Genomic DNA, 21098 nt, shown 5'->3' on the forward strand with positions numbered 1-21098 from the left:
CACAAGCCTGACATCAATTCTCGCGCGTCGCATTTGCCATTGCGATAGCAGCTTCAAACCGCTTCCTCGTAGGCTCACGCAATCGAGCCAAGCTGAAAGTCCGTGCAAAATGGGCAAGGACATCGGCTTCCGCCTTGCCTCTTCGGACAAGAGGCAAAGCCAGGCTCGCGAGTTCAATGAGAGGAATGTCTCGGTGAGATCGCCAGTCTGATCGGGCCGGTCGATACGCAACCAACTGGCCAGTATCCATCGTTTCGTGGAACACCACGTTCCGGCCATCTTCTTCCACCGACGGATGACGATCGGAAATTGCCTGTGTAACGATATCCTGAATAATCCGGCCTGCCCGCTCTTTTTTGTGAGCGCGGGCGATCCTTTCAATCAGGATGTCTTCATACATTGGCGCCTCGGCCTGAAGTGTGGCATCGATCAGCCGTTCAAGTCTTGGCTTATACTCTGGCTGATAGATCTGTTCGACCTCTTCCAATGGAACAACCAGAGAGGCGATTTGGTATTCGGTGCCGATTTCGATTGCAGGAGGCGAATAACTTTTCTCGTCATCCTCGGGGCTGGAGGGGCGGACCACGGCGGCTTTTTCGACGGGGCCTGCCATATCGTCATCAGACAGGACATGCAGGCCGCGCCCTGCGCTCTTGACCAAGCCCTTTGAATGAAGCGAATTTCCGCGAGAAGGGGAAAGGGCATTGTTTACCAGTTCTTCCCACTTTTCCTCGCCCGGACGAAAGTTGGCGGGTGCCCGATCTGCATCGGACAGAGCCAAGACGTCGACAAGCGCCCCCTTTAACTCACCATTGGACCAAACCCGTTTATCAGACATCAGATTGAGAATGGCGTTCCGAACCTGTGACTCGGTGACACGCGTCAAGTTCACATTGAAATCAGGCCCTTCGGCGGCGCTGAGGACATCCGTTTTTTGAACTGGCGCCGGCCAAGCATCATCGGTTGCACCATCATCAGGCGGTGATTGCCCTACGGCAGGTGCAGGCTCAGCGTCCTCTGGTGACGGAAGCCGCCAAGTCCGCAATTCTGTATGGTGGCTTATCCATTCTTCGCCATCGTTGATCGGTTCAATTCCGCGCGCGGCCAGAAATGCGGCAACTTCATCGACTACGACCTGCCGATTGCGAACGAAACGCGAGGCAAAACAACGCCAGATCGTCCAACCGGCACGCTCAAGGATACGCTGCCGCATCATGTCATCTGGCCATTTGTCGGGCCCATGGTAGCGATCCCCGTCGCATTCGATGGCAATGCGCTGGTCGTTGTCACCCTCGACCACAAGATCGATTCTGAAGTTTCCGACACGGACCTGAGTGTTGACCCGGAAGCCGCGTTCGCAAAGCAAGTCGAACATTTCTCGCTCGAAGTCGGATTCGCATCGATCGCGCCGATCCTTCAGGTCGGAAGTTTCGGCTGGGTAGGGGCATCGAAAATGCTCCAGGAGGGAGCGACGCAGTTGATCGCTCGTGCGCAGCTGATCCAGCTCAACCGAGCGAACAAGGTAGGTTCGATCTCGAGCCCGCGACAAGGCGACGTTGAAGCGCTGCTCATATCGATTGCCCGAAAGCGGGCTATCCTCCCGTTGCGCCACCAACGAGACGAACATGACGTCCCGTTCATCACCCTGGAAAGCGGTGGGATCACCAACCCGAATTGTGTGGCGCTCCATCACCTCAGTTCCGAGGCGCTGTTCGATCTCCTTATAAATGTGCGCGGCCTGGTTCTGACCCAGCAATGTGGTGACGCCGATCGTTCGCTTCGACATCCTTTCGTCTTCCGCGATCGCCGCGATCTCGGAGACGATGAATTCCGCCTCGGGAACATTCACGTCTCCCTTGCGGAAGCCGTCCTCCACGAAAACGTCAATCAAAGGCGGATCCAGCCGTTCGGACGCCGTCGGCAATCGCAGCGGCGTCAGCCGATGGCCATAGAACTGTCCCTTTGAGAATTCGATGATCGGAGCGACACAGCGGAAATGCTCGGTCAACATGATGGCGCCGCCAGCGAAAACGACCTTGCCGAGATCGTATAGGGACTGCTCTTCCCGCAAGCAGGAACGATAATCCGCTACTTGGGCCCCGAGGTGCCTGCTGGCGAGTTCATCAGCGCGGGCCTGATCGCGCCCAACGAGCTCGGGGCTTACCTGCTTGTCATCGCCCACGATAAGGATCTTCTGGGCGCGTAACAATGCCGGGAGAGCCGCCACGGTTGACTGCGAAGCTTCATCCACGATGACGACGTCAAACAGGCCGAGATCGGCAGGCAAAGATTCCGACACCCGGTAGTGCGGCATGATCCAGCAAGGCAGAGCCCCCTTGGCGCGATCGGACGCAGCTCGTGCCTCCCGGCGATATCGCCCTGCCCGTTTGCCCGTGCCTTTGCCGATCCGGCGAACTGCATCCGCATAGGCCGCCAAAGCAGCCTTCACGCCATCGGTCGCTTTCCGGCTTAGCTCGAGCCAGGTCCGCAATTCGATCGAACGTTCGTAAGCTTCCTTGAGCAGGGCCTCCTTTTCGGCTCTCTCAGAGCCAAGTTCCTGCAAACGAGCATGACGATCAATGCGTGCAAGCCAAGTGCTAAGTCGCCTGAGCTTCCAACGTTTGACCCAATCACCCGGGGTGAGGCTGTCTTCCATGCCTTCGACTGGTTCGGAACGGAGTGCCTCTGCCCAACGAGAGCCGCCCGATGCCGAAATGGTTGTGCAAACGGTCTGGATCGTTTCGAAAGCCTCTGAAAGACCTTCGATGTGGGCAAGTCTGAGGGTTAGGTCTTGCCACTCCGAATGGAAGGCTTCGGTAGAGACATCCGGGTTGCCCAAAGCGCGCACTGCATAGTCCTGTAACTCGCGGGCAATGTCGCCACCGGCCGATGCCAGGGAAGCGATCAATTTGGAGCGTATGGATTCGGCGCTCTCGAGCCGATATTTCAACCGGTGGGTCTCGACCACCTCACGCAGCCTAACGGTGGATGGGCTACCCTCCGATACCGACAGAGCCCAGCTGGCAATGATCTTTCGCGCCCGGCCATCGACAAGCTGCTGTTGGGTGACAAGCGTGCCGACATTTTCGAGGTGTTGCTGTTGTGCACGCATGCGCTTCGCAATCGCGAGGCCATCCTGATCGATCTGGTCGCCCACGCCCAACGAAACGAGATGGTTCCAGGCTTGGCGAAGCTTGCGCGAACGCTTGATGCCGTCGATGAACCGTTGAATTTCGAGCCATTCGTCCGCGTTTCGCGGAGCCTCGCCAAGCAACGTAACCTGCGCCAGCTTTGCCTTAACCTTCCCGGCGAAGAGACCGCCGACAAAGCCTAATGCCGCCTTACCCTCACAAAGTCTCTGCAACGCCTCAAGCAGCTTTTCATCGTTGAGCGCGTCATCTGGCATATTGATGGGCCGGGTTAGGAAGTGGCTCCCTTCTAAGATAAGGTAGTCGATCTCTGGCTGGAGGCGGGCAATCGCCGCCAACATCTCTTGGTCTTCGCCGGTCCTAGCGCCGCGAATGGCATCCGCCGTCCATGTATATGGTGCCGATGACACTTTCGTATCCAGGGTACCAAGTTCATCCAGCTCATGCGCAAGATCGGCCAATTGGGCTTCAGCTTCCCCTTCCGCTATTCGAAGGTTCGGCAACGTACCTGCGGTGATCTGTCGGCGCAGTTCTTCGGCCCGGGAGAGATCGCGGTGAACGGGCAGCAGGCTGTCAATGGAAGGCAGGCTGGCCAATTTCGGAATGGGAACGCCCAAATACCCGATGTCCTGCCCAACTTTCCGCCGCGCCTGTCTGAGTGCCACGATGTCGCTATCGCTGAAACGGGGAGCGTTTTCGGGCTCGGCATCAACACTATCCGGCAACCAATTTGCCAGTTCAGGTTCGACGACCACCATGCGCGCCGCCCGCACGGGTTCGATCGTTTCTCCCTCGAGCACGACGGGCGACACTGCCGTTCGCCCTATCGTATCGACTTCATTGTCAATACGGGCGAGGCTGCGGTGCAAGTTGTCGATTTGATGATCGAGGTCAGATATCTGCCGCTCAAGCTCATGGCGGCGTAGCCGCTGGAGCTTTTCAGCAATGATATCGACCGACTCCTGAAACTGCTTCAGACCGTCGCGATCGCTGTCGAGTAAGCTCACCGCAAGCGGTCGCACCGCCTCAGGCAGCTTGTCGCGCAGGACACGCAAGGCGGGTGCCTTTTGGGAGGTGACGAGCACCCGCTTACCCAGCGCAAGGTAATGGCTGATGATGTTGGCGATCGTGTGCGTCTTGCCGGTGCCCGGTGGCCCCTGGACCACGACGCCCGGGCGAACTTCGAGCCGTTGCACGACCTCCACCTGCTCGCGATTGAACGGCTTGGGAAAGAACAGGTCCCTGCCCGAGCCGTCTGATGAGGTGACGCCGGGAATGGTCGATATACCACGGAATTGCGGGTATTCGGGTTCTTCGATTGTGTCGGACGGCTCTACCAGTAGGGCGGCAACGGCAGCAGGGAGATCGGGGGCCTCCGAGCCGTCCTGTATGGCCGTCCGGAAGCGCCGGAGATCTTCCATCAGCTGCGTTGCGCGCCGTTCGCGCTGGAAGAAGGCGAACGCGGTGCTGACCTGCAAATGCGTGTCGACCGAGGGTATCCGCCGCGCCTCGGCCGGATTGACATCCGGCACATAAATGCCATCTGGATCGAACAGGGCCGAGGCCTGGCGCAACACGGGCTCGAAGCTTTCGAGTGCAAAGGGCGAGAGCGCCACCTCGTCCAGTGCCGCTAGGAATCTTTCCGTGGCTGTCCGCCATTGGTCCAGCGCGTGCAGTCCCATCCGGTCGAGTGGATCGATCTCAAGGCCGGGATCGGCCTCAAGGCGTGGACGCGCTTCGATGCAATGGGTTTGCTCGTCGAGTGAGAGCTCCATGGTCATCGACAGCAGCGGATAACGCAAACGCTGGCCGTTGCGGAACAGCGTTGCAAAGCCAATGCCGCATACCAGTTCGAGCGGGACGTCGCTGACACCTTCCAACTGCTGGCGCAGCATATAAAGGGCGTTGTACAGCTTGATGGTCTCGCGGCGGGGCTTTTCGCGTTCTGCCCATAGTCTCCATGTCCCTTCTAGCCAGGCATGGAAGGCCGCCTCGACACTGTCTCGGCGCTCATAATCAGACAGAGCGATGCGTTCCGGCGCTTCTTCCGCGTCAAGCAATTCGAGCGCGACAAGGCCGGCTGTGGCGATTTCCACCTTGAGTGATGGTATCGCTGCTACATCGTCGCGCAGGGAGAGCCATAGCGCCAGTTCCTGATCCGGTGGCGCTGGCGGCGCAATCTTGGCGAGCCGTTCAACGCGCAGCCAGACGGGATCATCCCCGGACCCCCAATCGAGCGACACGCCAGGCAGTCCGGCAACCTCATCTTCCGTAGCGACAAAGCCGCGGTGGCTGCGATAATCGAGTTCGACCTTCAGTCGGTCGCGCTCGGTGGCCTCCACATAGTCGATCAGGCTTATCAAACGAGCATGCGCGGTCGTCAGTTCCGGTCCTTTTGCTGCGCGGGTGGCCATCATTTCATTTCCAACTTGCAAATCATTTTGCTCTTCTGACGAGAAGTTCTGAAAATTCTCCATATGGGAGTCGATGCGCGCGACAATGGAGCGCGCCACGGGGTGCCGGAATCCTTGCAATTCGCCTCTTATGAGGGCCAGACGCTCGTGATCATCGTAATGGAAATCGACAAGGTCTTCGATGGCGCGGAGATTGTCTTCAATCGCCAAGGCGGCAGGCAGCCCCAAAGCCTGCATGGCAGCTATGATATCAAATCCGCTCATGGCGTCGCAGCCCCTTCCGGATTGAGCCGGAAAAGGCGGATGTGGATATCAATTACCCGCATCGAATGTAGGTTTGTGATTATTGATAGCCCCCAAGATAGCGTTATCAATTCCCAGTCATGTTCATTTGTCGTGACGCGCCACAATGTCGTGTATTTGGCTGGGATTGAAAGCGACATCCCAAGACCACTCGCCAAACCCACCGCTCGAATTTACTGCTTGGACCCACTCGTCCAAGGCCTCTCGTTTGGCTTTATTCTGCTCGCTATCCGTTCCCTTGATCTCCAAGGCGAGCGTCTTTCCATTCGCCAGCCGGACGATGAAATCGGGAATGTATCGGCGGCGGGATCCCTGCCAGAGATAGTGTATCTGAAAACCAAGGTGATCGTTCTTGGCATAGGCAATTATGTCGTCGCGGCTTTCAAATACATTTGCGGCATACTGCTCCCAAGCGGAGTCCCCTACGACATGGCTAATGTGTGACTTGCCAGTCGGCATGTTTGGCTTGGTCGTGTACCACGCGCGCATCTGGCCAGTGCTGCCAATAGGGTTCTCTTCATCGAATACCGGCGTCAGAACCGTTGTGTTCTGCTCGGTCACGAACCGGAGCACGTGTCGCACCATCAGGTCGATGTTGAGCGCGATCAGAATGCGGCGACGGACCGGATCACTATGGAATAGCGACGGGATATCGATCTTGTCAGAGCGTAGGAAAGTTTCGACAAGCCGAATAAGCTGGAAGACAAGGTACTCCTCGTTGCCCTGGAAGTTAGTCTTGAGCTCGGCAAACGCCTTGCGCGCCGACACGAATGTCAGCCGCTGAAGGCGGAACTCATCCGGCAGAAGTGACAAATCGATGGCCGTCACCTTGCTCATGTCGGCTGCCCCGCCGAGCGCGGGAGCGATCTCGGCGCTAATGACGGTGGCAACCGGATCGAGCATCAACGGCTCGACCTTGGTCCAATCGACGGTGAGTTCCGGTTTCACAACGGACTCGATGCGAAGCACGTTTGGCCAACGCAGTTCCAAAGAAGCCCGGTCGGGCACCACGTCAATCTGAGTGCTGGGCTTGGGCGGCGGCGGGGCTTCCCCGCCTTCCCCGGGCTCGTAGATCGAAAGCGGCACGCCGAACACGTTCACATATTCAGGAAGGAACAGCCCGTCATCGTCCTTGTCATAACCGACACGCCGAAGGCCGCGGCCGATGACCTGTTCGCACAGCAGCTGGGATGTAAAGGCGCGCAGGCCCATGATGTGGGTGACATTCTTCGCGTCCCACCCCTCGGACAGCATGGCCACCGAAATGACCTTCTGGAGATTTTGGCCAGCACCGCCGCGCTTGCCGACATTGTCGATGATCTCGCGGAGCAGTTCCTCCTTCTTCATCGCCCGGAGGCGTTCCTTTTTGGTTTCGGGGATCGCTGCCTCGTCGATCACCTGCTCCAGGCGGGCTTCATAACCCTTGTCCGCACTGGCAGTCTCGCCGACCTCGGCCTTCTCCATGACGCGGGAGTCCACCCGCAAGGTCTTGCCAGGAGCCTGAAGCTCCGGCCAGTGGCAATCACCCTGATTGAAGAATTGCTCGATGCGCGCAGCCGTTTCGGTCCGGTTGCACACAGTGAGCATGACGGGCGGTGAATGATGCTTGCTGTCCGCCCACTGCTTGGCTGTCGCGCGCCAGTCGGCGCCAAGGATCGTATAGGCGTCCTTGACCAGCTTCGGCAGCGCCTCATGAGGTTCGGCCTTACGGTTCAGATCCTCTGCGACCGCCGGATCGCGATAGATGTGGTAGAGCTTGGAGCGCAACGTCTTGGCATCGGGCATGGCATCGTCCCGCACCACGACACGCGGCGTTTTCACGAGCCCAGCTTCAATCGCATCGTTAAGGCCAAAGTCGGAAACGATCCAATCGAATAGCGCGGTGTCGGTGCTGGCCTTGCCGGTCGGTGCAAATGGCGTGGCCGACAGGTCAAAGCAACGCTGGATGCGGCGGGTTTTGTGCAGCCGGTCCAGCCCTTCGATCCAGCGGGTGGCTTCGTCGAGGTCGATCCCGGCTTCCTCCGCCTGCTTCTTGCTGATCTTGACCTCAGCGGGCTTGCGGTAGGCGTGGTGGGCCTCGTCGTTGATGACGACGATATCCTTGAAGGCAGCGAGTTTGCCGAGAACGCGGCGGGTGAATGCCTCGTCGGTCTCTGCGCCCTTCTTGACGACCGAGCGTTTCGGCTCGGCAGCAGGCATCAGAGTGTGCCAGTTTTCGATCAGGACTTCAGCCTGATTCAGCTTTTGGCGCAGAGCTTCGGACGGGCACAGATTGAACTCGTCGTAGTAGCTGCCGGCGCTGGGGATCAGCACTTGGAGTCGCCCCTTCACCGTTAGGCCCGGGGCGACGATGAAGATGGCCCGGCTGAAATCCTTGTTCCGCTTGGGGTAGGTCAGCGCGTTCAGCACCTGCCAGGTGATGATCATGGCCATCACCGTGGTCTTGCCCGCGCCGGTCGCCATCTTGTTGCACAGGCGCTGCCATGCCCCACCATCACCGGGGACGTAGATGCCCTGCTTGTATTCCTCCGCGCCTTCGAGCCACCAAATCAGCGTTTCGATGGCTTCTAGCTGACAGAAGTAGAACGGGTATTCCCGCGCCGTGTTGTCATGCCAGTGTTCGAGCAAGCGGCGGGTGACGATGGTCACGCCGGGGTAGCCAGCTTCGCGCCATTGATCGACGCGGCCACGGATCGTCTCGACCAGTTCCAGCTTCTCGGTTCGCCGGGTGTTGTTCCGGGCGTCGAACACCTCGTAGCTGGCGGGGCGGCGCTCCGGAATGATTTCCAGCGTGCCATCCTGCTTTGGCGCCCAATGCTGCTGCGGGCACACGAATGGTGTATTGATGATGAGCGACTTGGGCTTGGTCACCGCCGTCACTCCAGGTTCATGATCTTGAGTGATTCGATGCCCCGGTCATCGACGATCTTGATCGCGACCCGGCGATGGTCCCCGGCCTCGAAGGGCAAAGAAACCGTGCCGTGGAATTGCTCCAAAAGATCCTCGTCCAATTCGGCACGGATTGTCTTTTTCAAGCGGTTCCAGCCATCTTTTGCGCCGGCCATCGGGAAGAATAATTGATGCGGCATGAGGCTGCGCCCATCATAGTCGGTATCCAGCGACCACATGGCGATTTTGGACTTGCCACCTGAAACCAGCGTGCCTTCGCGGGGATCGAAATAGTCGAAGCCATGGACCTCGACCTGCCAATTGTCGCCGACCTGCTTCAGTTCCACCTCAGGCTGGCCCATCAGCCAGAAGGACTGGTTGGACGACCGCGCCTTCTTCAGATCCTCGGTCAACAGATCGGTATTCATCTGGGCCTTTAGCAGAGTGACGCCGGGCCAGTTGGTCTCGTCGATATCCTTCGCCGCCTCCGGGTCGAAGGTGAAGGCGCAGAAGACTACGAACTTGGGCTTAGGCACGAGGGTCTGAGCGTCTTCGATGGCGCGTTCCACCTGCTTCTGTTCAAGTGCAGCGTGTTCTGGACCGAAGCTGACGACGACCCGCTCCCCGCTATCCAAAGTGCCGGACGCGTGGAGGTGTTTGACGCCGGGGATGGCTTCGAGATCGGTGAACTTTAGCATGGCCCCGCCCTTTGCGCGGATCCCGGTACGGATCAGTTCATCGCGCCATTGCGTTTGACGCGAGGTTTCACCTGACCGTGCCACTGTGGCATCGGCTTCCTCTGGCGGTGCGGTCTCGTCCAGAGACAGCACCGTAGGCGCTGGTACGGCCTCAACCGAAAATGGGCCAGTGATACGAAGACGGCCCCTGTCTACGCTTGGCTTATCGTAAAGCGTTTCCTGCTCGGCATGATCCTTGATGGACTGATCCATCGCCTTCCGCATCGCTTGGGTGGCAGCATGGAAACCGGTGAACGCTTGCGCGGCAGTGGCCGGCCAGCCAACCGGCCAATCAAAAGGCACTTCCCATTCTTCCAGCCGCTCGCCTGTGGTGAAGGTAATTGGTTTGCCCTTGCGATAGCCTTGCGTTGGCTTGAAGGGCACAGGGGAATTGGCCAGCAACGCTGCGTTCAGCGATTCGAGCGCCGCCGCGATGGCCGGGTGCTTATCTTCGTAGATCGTGTCGATATCAGGATTGTTAGCAATGCTTTTCAGGGTGATGTGAGGGACCGAATTGTAGACGAAGCCTCCCCTGAGCCCTTCATGCGGATAGCGGAGGGCGAAATAATCGAAGCCTGCTGTCATAAACCGCTGTTTCGCAAGCGTAACCGCGACACGACTTGTGTCGCACGTAATCCACCGACGGCCCCATTTTTCAGCGACAACGGCAGTCGTGCCCGAGCCGCATGTCGGGTCGAAAACCAGATCGCCAGGATCAGTAGTCATCAACAAGCAGCGCTCGATAACTTTAGGAACAGTCTGAACTACATAGTCCTTATTGAAGCGGTCTTGTGTATCCGACCAAAGAGCATTGATCGCGTAAGCGGGAAAATCTGAGAGCCTCCTTTTGTAGTAGATCATCTTCTCGGATCCCATAAGGCGATTAGCCTTATCGAGGCGAGCCATGCCACTTAGGGAGGTTTTCCAGTTTCTTTGAGTCCCAATATCGCACGTGAAGTTTTGCATTGAAAACGGAACTGAGGTAGTTGGCCGGAAACCCTGTGAGATCGCCGGGGTAAACGTCAACATGTCCGAACCACTCGGAAGGGCGGCTGGGTCCTTCAATTCAGCTTTTGTCACCCGCCTTTCAACGCCACTACTTTCGAGAACATATTCATATCTGGATGCGAACTCTGTCCCGGCAGTTTTTTGATAATATAACTGTCTATATTTGACTTTATATTTAGATTTGCAGTACCATATAACATAATCAGTTATATTTGCGAGAAGGAGGTCTGTAGCTCCGCTATTTTTTGTAAAAGAAATGGTGCCGCAGTGGTTTTCTTCGCCGAAAACTTCTCCCATAACCTCCCGGACATGATGAAGATTTTCATCGGAAATCTGCACGAATACGCTGCCGCTCTCATGCAGCAGTTCCTTGGCCAAAAGCAGCCTGTCACGCAGATATGTCAGGTACGAGTGGATGCCGAGTTCCCACGTGTCGCGGAACGCCTTGATCATCTCTGGCTCTTGTGTGAGGTCCGCATCGGCCCCGTCCTTAACATCCCTCTTGTTGGTGAACGGCTGGAAGTTCGACCCATATTTGATGCCGTAAGGCGGGTCGATGTAGATCATCTGCACCTTGCCAGCCATCGACTCCTTCTGGAGCAGCGAGTTCATGACCAGCAGGCTGTCGCCCGCGATCAGGCGGTTCGACCAGCCCTTTTCGTGATGGTAGAAATCTAGCGCCTGCCGCAATGGAAGGTTCTCGAACGCGGCGGCAAACAGGTCGGCCTGCCGCCAAGCCTCGCCCGCCTTTTCGCCCTTCAACCGCTTGCGCGCATTGGCAAGGATCGTCGCCGGGTCCACCCGCTCGTGGACGTGGAGCGACACGGTATCGACCGCAAAGCTGGTCCTTTCAGCCTTGCCCGCCCAGTTGAGATACGGCTCCTGGAGCCGCTTCAGTTCCACCAGCGCGTCGCGCATCGCATCGGCATCCCCAGACGCCAGCGCATCGTCGATCAACTTCTCGACTGCCCCGCGCTGGCTGTCGAACATCAGTTCTGGGTCGAGGTGAGGATCGTACTTCCAGACGGTCTTTGGCTGATCCGGATCGTTATCCGGATGAACCATACCAACATCGGGGTTGTTCACCCGCGTTTCGGCGTGACGATAGCTCAGCACCTGCACCGGCTCGTCCGACTTGCGCACGACCTTCTTTTTATTGCCGGTCTTAGGGGCAGCAGGCAACGAAGCCTCTTGCGCGGTCAGCGAGAAGCCATCTCCGTCTCTATCGTTAATCTCGTCCTCCTCGACGTCGAGCCCCAGCAGAAAAACTGACCCGCCACGGCCGCGGCCTTTGCCGAGCATGCCTTCTGCGATCAGCCCGTCTCGGATGCGCTGATAGGTTTCATCACTTAGGTCAGGTACTGACTCGCGCATGGCTGCAGCCAAAGCCAAATTGCCGACTGCGGACCCATCGTCAGGGACAATGGACAATAGAAGTTCGCGAAGAGAGGCGGTCATTTGATTTTTCCAAGTCAGTGAACTGCACGTGCAGATCGAAATTCGCTCATTTTCCTCGCTGGATTATTCAAAGCATAGCGCTGTTGCCGATGGATCTGTCATGCTTCCCCCTAATATCTCAACCAAATCGAATAGAACCAAATGGATAGATAGCGCCTTCGGCAATCCCATAAAGTGCAATCTCGCCTTCCTGTCACATCAGATCTGGACTCGCGTTGCAGCCAAATGTCGGAATGCCCGATCGCGGCAGGTGAGCAGGATCACCTGCATGCGCTGAGACGCTTCCTCAAGAATCTCGGTCATCAGATCGAGCCGGCCGTCGTCGGAATAGACCAAGGGATCGTCGAGGATCAGCGAAACTGGTGTTCCCTGCTCCAGCAGCATGTCGGCAAAGGCGAGGCGGGTGAGGACCGCCAGCTGCTCCTGCGTCCCCTTTGAGAGCGTTCCGCAGGCTTCGCTCAGGCCGGATCGCGTGACCGAGGCCAGGCCGAGTTCTTCATCGAAGCTGAGGTCGGCGCCGGGGAAAAGGCGCTCGACATGGACGCGAGCGCGCTGGGCCACAGGGCCAACAAAGGTTCGGGATGCCTCCGCGCGCGCCTCGTCCAGCACATCCTTGAGCATTTTGACCGTGGCCGCCTCTTCGTCGAGCCGAGCCAGCGCCTGCGTTGCGGCATCGGCTTCTTCGGCTGCAGCTGCGGCCAGGCTCGCCAGACCTTTGCCACCCTCGCTCTCAATGATCGCCTCAAGGCGGGCGATATCCTTTTCGAGGTCGCTCCGCCGGGTTTGACCAGCCCTTGCCCGGCTATCGATCGTTTCGATCTTGCGGTTGATCGCCTGCACGTCATGCGCGGTGGCGTCGCGTGTCGCTTCGGCCAGTTTGACAGCGGCCTGGGCAGCATCCTCTCGGGCCTTGGCGATGGCATCGGCAAGCCCGGCAAAATCGGGCTTCTGTTCGAGCTGAGCGATGCGATCCGATGCATGGGTCCGATCGCGCTCCGCGCCCGCCTGCTCGGCGGCAAGCGGGCGGTCCCTATCCTCTATTTCACGCAGGTCCTGAACGGCTTGGTCGTGCAGGGTTTCAGCGCGCACCGCGGTCGTTTCCGCCTCTTCCAGGCGTCGGGTGAGCTGATCGGTCGAGATCTCGTCTTCATCAGACGCCGGCGATTCCGCTGGAACACCGGCCACGAATAGCTTGAGCGCATCCGGGCCTGCCGCGAGATCCAACAGCGGCTGCGCCGGCGTGAGGCCTGTAATCTTGGTTTCGAGCAGTTGGACGGTCCCCTGCGCGTCGCGCGAAGTACCGTTTCGCGCTCGGGCCGCAGCGAGGTCGGCCACATCCCATTCGGCTAGTTCCAGATCCTGTCGCTCGAGCAATTCAGCGAGGCGGGCTGTTGCGCTGGCTGCGGTTGCCGGCGGACGGATGACGAGGATGCCGCCACCCAGCGCAATCTGCGTCTCTCCGGTCAAGGTGCGCGGGCTATTTGGTGTCAGGGGCTCGCCGCCTATGGTGATGCCCGTAGCGTCGCCCGTAAGCTCGATAATGGTAGCACCGGCATTGACGGCTGCCCGCGCTTCCGCGACAGCGCGGTCATTGGCCTCCAGGCGAGCGAACGCCTCAGCCGGAATGACCTGGGCGGCCTGATTGCGGGCGTTGGTCAGTTGCTTTTCGAGATCGAGGAGCTCGGTGTGCCGCTGGCGTGCATCGGTGATTGCCGCGTGGCGCTGACGCCCAGCGAGACGTCCCTCCCCCTCCACAAGAGCCTGACGGGCCATGGTGCGATCATCGCGCGCATTGTCGAGCGCTGCCTTTGCCTCAGCCACCTTCTTGCGTCCCGCTTCCAGCTGGTCTGCAAGCTGATCGCGATCGGCGGTGATTGCGGTCAAAGATTCCCCAGCGGCCGTCAACGCTTCCTTCGCCGCCTCATGCTGCGATTGCAGATCATCGAGACGATCGAGGTTTGCAGAGAAATTCTCATGCTCGGCCTTGCGGGTCTCCAGGATTTGCGCGGCAGCCCTGGCGATCTCGAGAGACTGAACAAGGCCGGCGCGCTGTTCTTGCTCGGTCTCGTCCGCCAGCTCCCGCTCGATCACTTTCAGTCGGCCGCGCGCGGTTTCCAGCTCGCCGAAGCTCGTTTCGAGCGCATCGAGCCGCGTGGTCGCTTCTGCAGCGGTTTGCCGCGCTTGCTGGTCACGATCCCGCGCCGCTTGCCAGCGCCCCTTCGACTGCGCCTTTCCAGTCGGCGTCCAGTAAATGTCATATTGCTCATCGATCCGCTTTCGGACGCGCTCATAGGCAGCGCCGCCGACGATCGTCCCGACCTCTGCCTCCAGCGTCGCCTGGATGCTGCTGCGCACGATGCTGCCGGGCGCCGTGACTTCGAGCGCCTGCGCCTGCGGAACCCAAAGTAGACCGAGCGCACCATAGGTGGCCGGGTCACCGCGCTGGCTGCTATCCTTGACGAACCCCAAAAGCGCCTGCAGCCGATTTTCGGCCTCCTCGCCCTGCGCCCGGCCCTGCGGCCCCGTGACTTCGACTTGGGGGCCTTTGAGAAACCGCTTGGCGATTTTCCAGCTGTCGGAGCCAATATCGAAACTGACCTCGATCTCTGGCGCGACTGCCTCGCCATAAGGCGCAAAACTTTGAGCGAGCTGATTCTTCGTGGCATGGCGGACGAAGAAAGCCGCACGCAGGGCCTCAAGGATCGTGGATTTCCCACTCTCGTTGGGCTCGATGATGATGTTGAGCCCCTCGCCCAGCCCTTCGATCGTCAGGGGCTCGCGGAACTTGCGGAAATTGTTGAGGCTGATCCGCCGCAGTTGGAGGCTCATGCTTGGCTCCCCGATGATATTCGACAAAGAGCCGCTCCATCGCGCGCCGCGCCAATATGGCTTCAGTCCCGCCGGCAGCGATCGTTTCGGTAAGCTTCTCAGCCGCTATGCCAAGCAATCCCTCTACCTTGAGATCCGCCAAGTCCTGCTCGCCCGGCCGGCCGAACAGATGGTCCGCCCGGACATCCAGGAAACGGAGGCGATGCCGGAGGTCATCTTCGAGCCGCGACAGGATCTCGACGCGGTCGGCAAGGCTCGTGATGCCTGCAAGCGAAAGGCGCAGCAGCGTTGCCGCAGGATCGATAGCCGAGAGCAGCACGTCGCATTCCGCCAAAAAGGCGGCCGTGTCCTGCAAGGTCCAATCCCTGAGCAGCCATTGGAAGCGGCCGGTGCGCACGGGTTCCACCTTTGGCTCCACTCCGGGCGCAAGCTCGATCATCAGGGCATGGCCCGGCTCATCGCGCTGAAAACCGTCGGTTTCGGGGGTGCCGGCATACCAGGTGCGCGGCTCGACCTTGAGCGTGCCATGCCAATCACCGAGCGCCAGATAGTCGAGATTGGACCGCTTCGCGCGATCGGGAGCGATCTGGTTCCTGGTCTCGCCGCGCGCCGTGAAATCGCGGATGGAGCCATGAGCAAGGCCGATACGCAGCTTCGCGCCTGGCGTTTCCATGCTGTCGAACAGCTCGGTCGGATCGTCGAGATGGTGACGATGGAGGAGCGGTGCGGGTAGCAGCCAGAGCCCTGCTTCCATCTCCCGCGCGACGGGCTCGGTGAGCAGGATGATATTGTCCGAGGCTTTGTGACGGACGCGGTCCCACAGTCCGCCGTTGCGGGCATAGTCGTGATTGCCCGGGAGCAGCCACCAGCGGCAGGGATAGCGCTGCATGCGCGAGACTGCCTGGACGATGACCCTATCTTCGGGACCCTCGGTATCGAAGATGTCGCCTGCGACAATCACATGTTCCACCTGGTTGGCGGCCGCGACTTCGCCGATCCGGTCGATGGCGTCGAAGCGCGCTTCGCCAAGCGCCGCGCGCACCTCGGGCTCGAACCGGCCAAAGGGTTTGCCGAGCTGCCAGTCAGCGGTGTGGAGGAAACGCATGGATCAAGATCCCGTATTGTGAGGCGCAGAAAGCGGCGAAAGCGCACAGAGCGTGTTGACGAGCCGCATCTGCTCGATGCTGCTGCAGTTGGCCTCGCGCAAGCGGTCGCTGCCAAATACGAGCGCGAGCGCTTTGGCGCGTGAAACCGCGACATTGATGCGGTTGAGCGAGAAGAGAAACTCCATGCCGCGGGCGGTCTCGTCGGCCGAGGAAGCCGTCATGGAGACCAGGCATATAGGGGCTTCCTGGCCCTGGAACTTGTCGACCGTGCCGACGCGAATGCTGCTCGGCAGCCCTGCCCGCAGCGCGTTGACCTGTGCATTATAGGGGGCGACGACGATGATGTCGCCGGGGCCGATAGGGCGCGTGGCGCCGTTCTTATCGGTCCAGCTCCCTTGCAGGAGATTCTCGATTGCCGCGCCGATCGCCGCAACTTCCTCAGCGGCGATCTGGGCATTACCATCATGAGCAACCGAAACCCAATATGCGCCGGCCGTGGGCCAGGCTGTTCCGGTAACGCTCTGGCGCTCGGTATCGCTATGGCTGGCTAGTCGCCCCTCATAGACCTGGTCTGAAATGAAGTCACAAACCGCGGGATGCATCCGCCGAGTCTCGGCAAGGAAGATGCCTCGATCGGCAGGCACCGTGGCATGCTCGCCCAGCATCCATTTCAGGCATGACAGGTTGGCGGGCGCAGGATGCGCGCCTTGGATGACCTGAGGCAGCTGGCGCGGATCGCCGACCAGCACGATATTGCGCGCGGCACGCCCCATGGCGACCATGTTGGCGAGGCCCACTTGCCCCGCCTCATCGACAAACAACCAATCGAAGCACTGCACATTCTCATCGCGCGCGAAGAAGAAGGCCGTGCCGCCGACCACATTGGCGTGGGCGAGGATCAGGTCATCATTGGCCGTGGCGCGGTGAACGGGACAATCGCTGGCATAGCCATCATCGCCGCCCGAGACCTTGTGGGCGAACGACACGAGAAAGGTTCCACCCTCTTCCTCGCGAGCCCGCAGGCAGCCAAGCAGGACATTGCGGATCGCTTCATGGCTGTTCGAGGCGACGGCGACCCGATGTCCCGCTCCGACCAGCGCCAGGATCACCCGGGCCGTGACATGCGTTTTGCCCGTGCCTGGCGGTCCCTGGATCGGGAGCAATGTCTGGTCCATGGCTTGCGCAGCGGCAATGGCGCCGGCCACCGGTTCTCCGTCACCGAGAATGTCGCCGGCTATGCCATTGAGGCGCGGGGCGGCGCCCGACAGCAGATCATCGATGGCGCGATAGCGCCGCGGCCCGCACTGGTCCTCGATGACGTCGCGCACCGCTGCGGCCAACACCTTGGTATCGAGCGGCCAATCCGGATGCAGGGTCAGCCGATCGGTGAGGAGTTCGGCCCGTGTCACGCCGACCTTCAGGGTGATAGTGCACGCTTCGCGATCCAGCGCCTCAATCGCGACGGTTGACGGCGGTCCCTCGATCCCGGGCACAGTGGCCTTGCCGCCCTCGCGCAATTTGGTTTCCTGAGACGGAAAGCGATAGGTGCGCATCACCGAACGCTTGATGGGTTCGATCCCGGATATCGCCTCGAGGCCCGCCAAGGCGTCGAGATCGTCCACAAGATCTTCCTCATCGCGCCCCGCGCTGTCGAAAACCGTCCATTGAGCAGGCTTGGCTTCACGCTTGTGGAACAGCCCCAGGTTGAACAGCAGTTCCTGACGCTCTGGGACCAAAGTGGACGTGGCTAGGCGATCGCGCAGCGCGGTCGTTTCCTCGTCCTCGACCGCCTCCTGCTCGGCCGCGTCCTGCGCAAGCACGGGCCAGAATCGATCGGGCCGGATGCCGACCAGCCAATCGCGCAGAAGCTCGGTCGATTGGCAGTCGATCCGGTTATAGTCCTCGATCTCGTCGAGGATTTGCTGATCGCCCGTCTCGCGCCAATTTTCATAAGCAACGACCGATCCGCCCGCTGTCTTGACCTCCCCCTCGCGCTTCAAGCCATAAAAGGCTTCCAGCGCCTTGATGGAGTAGCTCGGTTCGGAAGCAATGAGCGCGCCGCGCACGACCGCATAGAGGTCAACAAAGCGCCGTTCGCGCATGAGTCGGTCGAGAAAGGCCTCGCCGATACCATAGCGTGTGGTGAGACGCCGCAGCGCGGTGATCTCATAGGGCGCATAATGATAGATGCGGGCCTCCGGATAAGCCGTGAGGCGATCACGAAAAAACGCAAGCAGCTGTTCGAGCGCTTGCGCTTCGGCGGCATGGTCATGAGCCCAGAAGGCATGGAAACTATCATCGACCCACACGCCGTGCAGATATTCAAGGCCTCCCTCATAATGGGGATCGCCCTCGATGTCGTAGAAGAGATCGCCCGCCTGCGGCCGAGGGAGCAGGTCAAAGCCTTTGCCTGGCTGTGCCGGACGCAACTCGAAGGCGGGTTCGCCGGTTTTGCGCGCGTGCTGCAGTCTGGCCTGGCCGACAAGCTTCTCCGCCGTCGCACTCGCAATGCCGCGCACCGGGCCGTCATGCCGAGCCAGCGCGGCCATGGTTTCGATACCCGACGCCTCGAGCTTCTTCACTTGGCCGCGGGTGATATTGGCGACCTGGAACAGGCTGTCCTGGCTGGTGAGGATAGCGTCGCAATGATCGGCCCAACGACACAGCGAACAATCCGCGCAAGGGATCGGCCGCGTCGGCACAGGGGAAGCGACAAATGCCTCGAGCTTCGCCCGCGCACCGCGTGCATAGTGGGCATAGTCGGCCAAGCGCAGCGTCGCGCGCGTCCCATCGCCTAGCTGCACATGTGCGTGCACCGGCATCACGCCCTGGATCTCCGCCAAAAGGTCGGAATAGAGCACGAGCTGCAGCACATGCTTGGGATGGGCTTTGCGCTTGAGCTTGGTGTCGGTCACTTCGTAGCTGAATGGCCCCAGCAACGAGGGGCGCTCGACCCGCTCGAGAAAATCGGACCAGCCACCCCACCGCTCAGCCAGAAAAGCCCCTTGGAAGATGATCTGCGAGCCTTTCGCCAGGGCAGCTCGCGTCTCGTCCGCATTCTGAGCAAGGTCGCCACGCGCGATCTCGACTACGCCATGGCCCGCGTCCTTCAGCGTCGCCAAATGGGCGGCCTCATGGGCATCACCCTGTTTCTGAAGCAGCGCGGCATCCTCGGTATCTTCCCGGGGCGTGAGCGGCTCGCCGCGCATATAGGCAAGGTCGAGCACCGTCGCATGCGCGCAGCCAACGAACCGCATCAGGTCCGTCGCTGAAAACAGGATGGTGTTCCCGATCGTCCTCACTTGGCCCCCTTGATTGCCCAACGCCGCCCACGAGGGAATCACCTCGACAGGCGCTACCCTGTTCCTTAGCATGCAAGGGTGTCAATCTCTGACATGGACGTATAATGACTTTCGCCAAGGCCAACGATCTTCTGCGCCTCGCCCAGCTCGCCGCCTCGCGGCGTTTGGGAATCAGTCTTGAGGAAATCTCTCAGGAATTCGGCATTTCGCACCGCACAGCGCAGCGCATGACAAGCGCGCTGGAGGATAATTTCGCGAATGTCGTTGTCGTAGAAGATGACGATCGCCGCCGGCGCTGGCGCATCCAAAGTCCCATCCCCGAGCGACTGCAACCGCGCCAGGAAAACACCATCGAGGCTTTGGAAATCGCCGCCCGCGCGGCCCGCGATGAGAACCGGCTCCGCCATGCCCGCGCCCTGGAAGATCTCAGAGACAGCCTGATCACGCGCCTCTCGCCGCGAGATGCGCTGCGCTCCGAAGCCGATGCGGAGGCGGTGCTATCGGCTTTGGGCCAAGTGGCGCGGCCAGGTCCAAAGGTCGCGATGAAGCCGGAGGTCACCGATGTTCTGATCGAGGCGCTGCGCGGACCGTTCAAGATGCGCATTGTCTATGGCGAGACCGACGCGGAAACCCGAACGGTCGAGCCGCATGGGCTCCTACTGGGATTGCGCAGCTATCTCGTGGCGCGCCAGGCTGACCGAGGTGAAAATCTCCGCCATTTTCGTCTCGATCGCATTCACAGCGCCGAATGTCTTGATGAGAGTTTTCCCATCCAATCCGGGTTTTCCTTGAACGATCATGCGGCGCAGGCCTTCGGCGCTTATCAGGACCCCGCCCAATATGGCGAGATCGTCTGGCGGTTTCTTCCCGAGGCAGCCTCGCGTGCGGCGGAATTCCAGTTCCACCCCAACCAGTCGGCCGAATATCGGGACGACGGCAGTCTGATTGTCCGGTTTAAAGCCGCAGGCTGGCTGGAAATGGCCTGGCATCTCTATCAATGGGGCGACAAGGTCGAGGTGCTGGAACCGGCGGGGTTGCGGGCGCTGGTCGAAGGCCACGCGCGTCCCGACTTCCCGGCCCTGCCCTGATTGACCGATTTGTATCGCCCTTCGTGGCGGCGGTTTTCAATTGAGCTCGGCGAGGAAGCTGGTCGCCGTCAATTGTGCGTGATCGCTCAGGGGCGAGCGCAGCGTGAAGGCGCTTGGCGCACGGGCGAAATTCCACAGCCGCATGAGGCACCATTCCTCGCGCCTCGTATCGGCGACGGCCAGCTCATTGCGAGAGATATGAAAAGGCGTGCGCTCCCATCCGTTGGTGGTCTTGACCTCGATCAGCTTCTCGCGCCCGTCCGCCTCAAAGCTCCGGATATCGAAGCCAAAACCATCGCCATCCTGCACAGATGTCCAGCGGACTTTGTCCGCGAGATCGTCGCGGCCCGCGGCAGATAAATGACGGCGCTCGTGATGCAGCACACATTCTTCACCCGCCTTGCCAAGCGCCCGGTTGCGCGCGTCGCGCTCGGCGACATCATATTTGCGGCCGATCGCGGCCATGAACGCTGGATCGATCGGCGACGGTTCGTTGCGCACCGTGGGCGGCGGCCCGATCCGCAGTGATCCTTGCGCTTCCGGTACGTTCAGGGCAGCTCGTGAGAGCCTGTCGGGAGCCAGCCATTCGGTCCGCGCCTCCAACCACCGCAGGACGCCATCGACCAGCGCATTCTGGAAATTGGCGGCCGGCTTATAGCCCTCGATCCAAGGCTGACCAAGGCCGAGCAAGACCGCGCTGATGTTCTGATGCTTGAACTCGATTGAGCCCTTGCTACGGTCGATCACGGCTTGAAGATCGCGGTTTCGCGCCGCTTTATTGAAGGAGCGACCAACCAGCTCGTCGGTGAGCATGG

Annotated in this window: 8 protein-coding genes; 1 reads left to right on the forward strand and 7 read right to left on the reverse strand. The window is 60.2% G+C overall.

What is annotated here, in order from left to right; all coding sequences use genetic code 11:
- Positions 1-13 precede the first annotated feature (13 nt).
- From B6S01_RS17470 to B6S01_RS17495, 6 genes are all read right to left on the reverse strand, one after another.
- Complete coding sequence (locus tag B6S01_RS17470) at positions 14-5827, reverse strand: DUF3320 domain-containing protein (RefSeq protein WP_081570538.1); 5814 nt, start codon at positions 5825-5827, stop codon at positions 14-16.
- Positions 5828-5950: 123 nt separating this feature from the next.
- Positions 5951-8737, reverse strand: a complete 2787-nt coding sequence (locus B6S01_RS17475; RefSeq protein ID WP_037462804.1) for a BPTD_3080 family restriction endonuclease — start codon at positions 8735-8737, stop codon at positions 5951-5953.
- A 5-nt stretch (positions 8738-8742) separates the two neighbouring features.
- The gene (locus tag B6S01_RS17480; protein WP_037462767.1) at positions 8743-11958 is read right to left on the reverse strand and encodes a site-specific DNA-methyltransferase; all 3216 of its coding nucleotides are present in this window, start codon (positions 11956-11958) and stop codon (positions 8743-8745) included.
- Positions 11959-12156: 198 nt separating this feature from the next.
- Complete coding sequence (locus B6S01_RS17485) at positions 12157-14766, reverse strand: AAA family ATPase (protein WP_234810820.1); 2610 nt, start codon at positions 14764-14766, stop codon at positions 12157-12159.
- Positions 14654-15892: a metallophosphoesterase family protein gene (locus B6S01_RS17490; RefSeq protein ID WP_234810795.1), complete on the reverse strand. Its 1239-nt coding sequence runs from the start codon at positions 15890-15892 to the stop codon at positions 14654-14656. Before B6S01_RS17490 ends, B6S01_RS17485 begins: the two co-directional genes overlap by 113 nt.
- A gap of 3 nt (positions 15893-15895) precedes the next feature.
- On the reverse strand, positions 15896-19195 hold the full coding sequence (locus B6S01_RS17495; RefSeq protein WP_037462761.1) for a TM0106 family RecB-like putative nuclease: 3300 nt from the start codon (positions 19193-19195) through the stop codon (positions 15896-15898).
- Between the two features lie 104 nt (positions 19196-19299).
- On the opposite strand from B6S01_RS17495, the gene B6S01_RS17500 reads away from it, so the two are divergent.
- On the forward strand, positions 19300-20283 hold the full coding sequence (locus tag B6S01_RS17500; protein ID WP_037462759.1) for a helix-turn-helix transcriptional regulator: 984 nt from the start codon (positions 19300-19302) through the stop codon (positions 20281-20283).
- A gap of 36 nt (positions 20284-20319) precedes the next feature.
- Here B6S01_RS17500 and B6S01_RS17505 read toward each other — a convergent pair whose 3' ends face one another.
- Positions 20320-21096: a protein NO VEIN domain-containing protein gene (locus B6S01_RS17505; protein ID WP_050983539.1), complete on the reverse strand. Its 777-nt coding sequence runs from the start codon at positions 21094-21096 to the stop codon at positions 20320-20322.
- Between the last annotated feature and the right edge of the window lie 2 nt (positions 21097-21098).

The organism is Sphingobium herbicidovorans, assembly GCF_002080435.1.
Taxonomy (GTDB): domain Bacteria; phylum Pseudomonadota; class Alphaproteobacteria; order Sphingomonadales; family Sphingomonadaceae; genus Sphingobium; species Sphingobium herbicidovorans.